Source organism: Arenibacter sp. F20364 (assembly GCF_023015905.1).
Lineage (GTDB): Bacteria > Bacteroidota > Bacteroidia > Flavobacteriales > Flavobacteriaceae > Arenibacter.
The window spans coordinates 1-1,661 of record NZ_JALKBD010000094.1 but is presented as its reverse complement, the minus strand read 5'-3'; the positions used below and the strand labels follow the sequence as shown (position 1 = coordinate 1,661).

Genomic DNA, 1,661 nt, shown 5'->3' with positions numbered 1-1,661 from the left:
GCGCAGCGCGGCAATCTGTCAATTGTTTGAGGAGATTGCTTCGTCGCCATAGCTCCTCGCAATGACGGATTGATTTTGAGTGCAAATAATCACAATAAAAACTCTTGACTTGAGACCCTTTGCCTACTGTTCACTTTTTACTGCTCACTGCCAACTGGCCACTGACCACTGACCACTGTTTACTATTTAAGAGATCTTGTCCATTTTTTTTCTAATCTCTGCCAGACACAGATTGCCTAAACTGCCACCCGCTGTGCAAAGTCTCCCAACTGCACACTTCTTAAAACCCTCTGTTAGCGAAATGAGCATTTCTTGACAAAACAACAATCCCTGAAACCCCAAATTGTGTACATTTATACCAAACTAATTGTGGTTTTTAGAGAGACTACCGTTGGCCATTTGCTAAAAAATCCGCCGAATGGAAGAAATTAAAAAGTTTATTGACCAAATTTATCCAATGAGCGATTCTGACTGGAACTTTTTTTCTTCAAAATTGCGTAAGAAAAAATTAAACAAGAACTCCGCCCTAATAAAAATAGGAACTATTGAGAACTACTTATCCTTTATATCTGAAGGAATAGTGAGATTTTATATTCCACACGAAGAAAGTGAATTAACATTTGGATTTTTATTTGAAAACGAATTTGTGACTGCTTATGATTCCTTTATCACCCAAACCCCTTCCCATTATCAAATAGAAACCCTGACAAACACAACTTTATGGCGAATATCTTTCAAAGACCTTCAAGAGGTATATAAAGAAACCGAAAGCGGAAATTTAATTGGGCGCAGAATGGCAGAGAATATGTTTTTAATAAAATCGAAAAGAGAAATTTCCCTACTGAATAAAACTGCAGAAGAACGTTATTTGGACTTGTTCTTGGAACGACCAAAATTACTGAAACAAATTCCATTAAAATATATAGCCTCTTATATTGGCGTTACACCACAGGCCTTAAGCAGGATACGCAAACGAATTACTTAACTTGGGTTCATTGTCAACTCTAAAATCGTTTATGAACTTTGTAAATGAATTAAAAGAAGACAATATGAAACCATTAGTAATACTTTTTTCGAGCTTAGTGATTGCAATTTTTGTCATAAAAATTGTCCATAAGGGCTATAATTTTGCCTTATCCGCAAGAATTGCAATGTCACTAATGCTATGTTTTACAGCAATAGGACATTTCGTATTTACCAAAGGAATGGCAATGATAATACCACCATTTATTCCATATAAAACAAACCTTGTTTATCTCACGGGACTTTTTGAAATTCTTTTAGCAATTGGCTTGCTTATTCCAAAATTAAAAGTGATTACTGGATGGACTTTAATTATTTTCCTAATATTGATGTTGCCAGCAAATATCTATGCTTCAATGCATAATATCGACTATCAAAAAGGAACATTTATTGGAAATGGTCTTTCCTATCTGTGGTTTAGAATTCCATTACAATTTCTGTTTATTGCTTGGACCTATTTTAGTGCAATCAAAATTCCTTAACGAAAAAAGTCCGTGGTTCGAAAAGTGCAAGACACCACCTCCCTTCGCACTTCGACTTCGCTATTAGATTAGCATTATTAAATTTATAGATGTTTAATTTATTGAAATTACTGAACAACCAGAGGAGAAAAGGTGACCTATTTCGACTCACAAACT

General features: G+C 35.0%; 2 protein-coding genes. Both read left to right on the top strand.

Annotated features, from left to right (window positions below; genetic code table 11):
* Window positions 1-418: 418 nt before the first annotated feature.
* Window positions 419-985, top strand: coding sequence for a Crp/Fnr family transcriptional regulator (locus MWU84_RS23820; protein ID WP_246906501.1), 567 nt, complete (start codon window positions 419-421; stop codon window positions 983-985).
* Window positions 986-1,049: 64 nt separating this feature from the next.
* Entirely contained in the window at window positions 1,050-1,505 is a 456-nt protein-coding gene (locus MWU84_RS23815) for a hypothetical protein (RefSeq protein WP_246906498.1), read from the top strand.
* The last annotated feature ends 156 nt before the right edge of the window (window positions 1,506-1,661 follow it).

Excerpts from the sequence above, each read along its gene's own strand:
- MWU84_RS23820 (WP_246906501.1), top strand. The coding sequence starts at position 419 with ATGGAAGAAATTAAAAAGTTTATTGACCAAATTTATCCAATGAGCGAT.
- MWU84_RS23815 (WP_246906498.1), top strand. The coding sequence starts at position 1,050 with ATGAAACCATTAGTAATACTTTTTTCGAGCTTAGTGATTGCAATTTTT.